We start from the raw sequence: 4,988 nt of genomic DNA, 5'->3' as shown, positions 1-4,988 counted from the left end.
CCCGCGGAGCGGGATACCAGGCGCGCGCGCCTGGAAAAGATGGAATCCGCAAGCGGATTCTAAAAGCAATACTGAATTGAGCCATAAAACGCTGACGCGTTTTATGAAATTCCCGCACGCGGGAATTATGCATTTCCGCTGCGCTCCAATGCACTAAGGGGTGTCCGCTAACGCTCCCACCCCACCGGCTACGCCGGGCAGCAAGGGGGTGGGGGCGATGCATCAACTCGCCTACCGGGTAGGATCACGAACCAACCGTCACCACCCACCCGAGCTGCGGCCCCCGAGAAGACACATCAGGAAGAGCCCTGCTAATTGACCAGTCATCACCTGACAGGCCATCGGGGGCGGGCGCAAGTGTCCCTGCGGTTACCTACCGGGACGGCGTCGACCGTACCACATCCTCCACCCCTGACGGGCGAACATGGCCGAACTTATGTGCTAACTCGTTTCGACCTGGGCATCATGTGATGCAGCGGGTAGGATCACGAACAGATCGACACCCCTTCTCCCCTGGATCGGAGACGTGTCCCATGTCGGATCAATTCCCGCTCCGCCCGCACCAGATTGAAGCCGTTGAGGCCATCGTCCGGGGCCTTGATATCCCGCCCGGCAAGAACATCCCCGTGGAGGGGCTGCGGGGCACGGTGGTGAGTGCGTGCGGTACCGGGAAAACGTTCATCGGTGCTGCGGCGGCAGAGCGGCTTGTCCCGCATGGGCGTGTTCTGGTGCTCGTGCCGACGCTGGAATTGTTGGCGCAGACGGTTCAGGAGTGGCGAGCGTTCGGGCATGTGGGACCGTCGGTGGCGGTGTGTTCGCTGGGTGATGATCCGCGGTTGTATGCGCTGGGGGTGCGGTCTACGACGAGCGCCCCGCAGCTCGCCCTGTGGCACGGTCGGGGGCCAGTGACGGTGTTCGCTACCTATGCGTCTCTGCCGGTGCTGATTGAGGCGCACGCGGGTGAGTACGGCATGCCGATGGACGTGTGGGACCTGATCTTGGTGGATGAGGCGCACCGGACGTCGGGTTCGTTGGGTAAGGCGTGGGCGGCGGTTCATGATCAGGAGTTGTTGCCGTCGATGCGGCGGTTGTATATGACGGCGACTCCGCGGATTTGGATGGAGCGGGAGCCGCGCCGGTGGCGCCGTGCGGAGGCGGATGCCGGTGGGGAGGGGGCGAAGAGGCCGGCGGCTTTGGATCGGTTGCCGGAGGAAATGGCCTGTTCCATGGATGACGAGGCCATTTACGGGCCGATGCTGTTCGAGTTGGACTTGTCGGAAAGTATCGCGCGGGGGCTGCTTGCGCGGTATCAGATCGTGGTGGCGGAGCTGCGGGACGAGAGCCTCACGCCGGAGCGGCTCTATGGGGAGGAGCGGCAGGAGGAGACGGTTCGGGGGGAGCGGCTGGCGGTGCTTCAGGCGGCGTTGCTGGAGACGATGAGTGCGCATGGTCTGACGCGGTGTATCACTTTCCATCACCGGACGATTGAGGCGCGTGCGTTCTCCGAGGGGCTGGGGCGGGTGGTTAAGCGGTTGCATGCGGAGGATCCGGAGCGGTACCCCAAGGCGGTGTGGACGTCGTGGTTGTCGGGGGAGCATGAGCCGGATGTGCGGGCGGACCGGCTGGCGCAGTTCGGGGGCCGTGCAGGGCGGGCGGTCATGTCGAATTGCCGGGTTTTGAGTGAAGGGGTCGACGTACCAACGGTGGATTCGGTCGCCTTGATCGATCCGAAGGGTTCGGCGGTCGATATCGTCCAGGCGATCGGGCGGGCGTTGCGGCAGAAACCGGGGCAGGGGAAACTGGCCACGTTGATTGTGCCGATTATTTTGGGCCCGGAAGAGACGCCGGAGGATATGCCGTATTCGATTTCGTATCGGCCATTGGTGAAGGTTCTTTCCGGGTTGCGTGCGCATGATGAACGTGCCGTGGAAATGCTGGCTATTCCGCAGGAGGGAATACACCGGACTTCTGTGATGCCGTCGTACCTGGGCGAGGCCCCCGCAGAAGGGGAGGCGGATCACCGGGTGTTGCTGCGATTCGGAACGCACCGAGATCCGGCGCTGATTGCCCGGATGGTGCGGTACAACCTGCTGGATCCCGAGCACGCCAACTGGAAGGCCGGGCACCGGGCAGCGGTGGCCTACCGGCGCCGGTCGGGGCATCTGGCGGTGCCGTATGAGCACCGCGAGCTGATGCCGAACGGGCACTCATTCCCGCTCGGGCGGTGGCTGGCCGACCAGCGGCGTGCCATGTGGGCCGGAACCATGGCCGCGGAGCGGGCGGCGGATCTGGAAGAACTCGGGGTGGAGTGGTACCCGGCTGAGGCGGCGTGGGAGGAGAACCTGGCGGCGGCCCGTGCGTACTTTGCGGAGACGGGCAGCCTGGCGGCGCCGGTCACCGCCACCGCCTTGGACAAGCCGGTGGGGCAGTGGCTGGCCAACTGCCGTAAAGGGATCGCTCTGGGCAAAGAGCCGGGGCGGGCGCGGCGGCGTGCGGAGCAGCTCGCCGCGATCGACCCGGACTGGGATGTTCGCGCACTGGGGTGGTCGGTGGATTGGCAGCGCCAGTACGCCGGCGTGGCGCGGTTGCTGGCGCTGGGTGCTGATCTTGAGGAGATCGTGCCGGGCGTGACGTCGGCCGGGGCGGATGTGGGCGGGTGGCTGAAGCGGCAGCGCGAGCACATGGTGTGGCAGGGCCTGGAAGAGGGTCAGCGCGAACGCCTGGCGACCCTTGGGGTCACGCCCCTGCCCCCGGAGCAGAGAGAGCACGTCAAGGCCTCTAGGGCGCCGTCTGCGGGGTTCGAGCGGGGGTGCGCGGCCCTGGCGCAGTACAAGGCGCGTACCGGCACCACAGGTCCGGTCAGCCGCTCTCACGTCGAGACCCTCAAGGACGGGACCGAGGTCAAACTCGGGGTGTTTCTCGCGAACACCAAGACCAGACGCGCCAAGCTCACCGGCGAGCAGTTGGAACGGCTGGCCAGACTCGGGCTCGAGTGGGCAGCAGCGCAGGCCCTGGTGCAACGCGGGCTGAGGCGGGGCTCTCGCGAAAGATCGAGGCTCAAGATGGATTAAGTTATGTGCTATTAGAGGGAAAATGGGCGCGCGTGAACGGAAACGGGCGAGTGCCCGGCCAAGCTATGCAGAGTGTGGAAGGAATATCAGGAGAGAGAGAATCTCACGGCACAAGTGGTCGGTAGGCGCTCGGCAGCCGGCCTGACGCTGGGCCCTAGGCGGACAGCTCTACGGCGGGTTGTCAGTCGCCGCCTTACGTCCGCCATCGCACTCGTCCTGGCCGCCGGGTCCGTCGCGCTCTCCCCCCTGGTCGCACTCGCACACGTGCCGGGAGCCCGCCTGGAAGTTGCGACCTTCCCCACTCGCACAACCACCGCTTCTCGGATCGCACTGCTGTCCGTATCGTGCAGCCCCAGCGGCGCGTCCACAGTCTGCGTGTACACGCCCACCGGCAACGAGCAGACGTTCGTCGTTCCCAGCGGGGTCAGCAGTATCGCTGTCACAGCAATCGGTGCCCCTGGCGGCAACAGCTCCGCTGCTGTGGGCGGCAAGGGAGCCTCCGTCACCGCCACAGTCGCGGTCACACCCGGAATCGTCCTCTACGTCGAAGTCGGCACACCCGGATCCAATTCCACCAGCGGAGGGGGCGGTCCTGGCGGATTCAACGGGGGCGGCGCGGGCGGCACCGTCATCATCACAGGAAATGGTGGCGGCGGCGGTGGCGGTTCCAGCGCCATTCAGACCTGCTCCCTCGGCTCCACTGGCTGCACTCTCAGCGGCTCCCCGGCCAATGACCCGCGGTTGGTCGTCGCTGCCGGCGGAGGAGGAGCCGGCGGGGGTGGGGGCGGCAACGGAGCCGGCCCTGGCGGGGCACCTGGCGGACAGCCGGGAGGCAACTTCAACACCGCAGCTGGCAATGGTGGGACAGGCTCTCTCCTTGGGAGTGGCGGTGCCGGCGGCAACGGCGGGGGTACCACCCCCCAGAACGCGGGCGGTGCCGGAGGCGGTGGCGGCAGCGGCGCAATTCTCAATGGCGGTGGCGGCGGCGGCGGCGGCACCAGCGGAGGGGGAGGTGGCGGTGGTGGCGGCGGCGGCACCAGCGGAGGCAGCGGCAGCGGACTGGCCGGCGGTGGCGGCGGCGGTGGCGGCAGCGGAATCGCCGGCGGTGGTGGCGGCGGCGGAGGTGGGTTCAACGGTGGCGGCGGCGCTGGGGCTGGCGTAGCCACCAACAGTGGCGGCGGCGGCGGCAGTGGCGGGTCCTATGTAGCGGCAAGCGCACTCGGGCCCCCAGCTCCCCAAGCCGTTACAGACACAACTGGCACACCCCAAATCACCATTACCTACCTCACCCCCACAGGACCCGCTGGCCCCACTGGAGCTACCGGTGCTACTGGACTCACCGGAGCCACCGGAGCCACCGGGGAAACCGGACTCACCGGAGCCACCGGGGAAACCGGACTTACCGGAGCCACTGGACTCACCGGAGCCACCGGGGAAACCGGACTCACCGGAGCCATCGGGGAAACCGGACTTACCGGAGCCACTGGAGAGACCGGACTTACCGGAGCCACTGGACTTACCGGAGCCACTGGAGAGACCGGACTCACCGGAGCCATCGGGGAAACCGGACTCACCGGAGCCACTGGAGAGACCGGACTCACCGGAGCCACTGGGGAAACCGGACTCACCGGAGCCACTGGAGAGACCGGACTCACCGGAGCCACTGGGGAAACCGGACTTACCGGAGCCACTGGACTCACCGGAGCCACCGGGGAAACCGGACTCACCGGAGCCACTGGACTCACCGGAGCCACCGGGGAAACCGGACTTACCGGGGCCACTGGACTCACCGGAGCCACCGGGGAAACCGGACTTACCGGGGCCACTGGACTCACCGGAGCCACCGGGGAAACCGGACTCACCGGAGCCACCGGGGAAACCGGACTCACCGGAGCCACCGGAGAGACCGGACTCACA

At 67.1% G+C, this 4,988-nt stretch carries 2 protein-coding genes; both read left to right on the top strand.

The window, feature by feature from the left end; all coding sequences use genetic code 11:
• Positions 1-533: 533 nt before the first annotated feature.
• Positions 534-3,071: a Helicase associated domain protein gene (locus tag ABZ532_RS30390; RefSeq protein WP_361290904.1), complete on the top strand. Its 2,538-nt coding sequence runs from the start codon at positions 534-536 to the stop codon at positions 3,069-3,071.
• A 934-nt stretch (positions 3,072-4,005) separates the two neighbouring features.
• Complete coding sequence (locus ABZ532_RS30385; protein ID WP_361290901.1) at positions 4,006-4,233, top strand: hypothetical protein; 228 nt, start codon at positions 4,006-4,008, stop codon at positions 4,231-4,233.
• Positions 4,234-4,988 lie beyond the last annotated feature (755 nt).

It is taken from the genome of Streptomyces sp. NPDC019396 (assembly GCF_040632375.1).
Lineage (GTDB): Bacteria > Actinomycetota > Actinomycetes > Streptomycetales > Streptomycetaceae > Streptomyces.
This window is presented reverse-complemented; position numbering and strand designations above follow the sequence as displayed.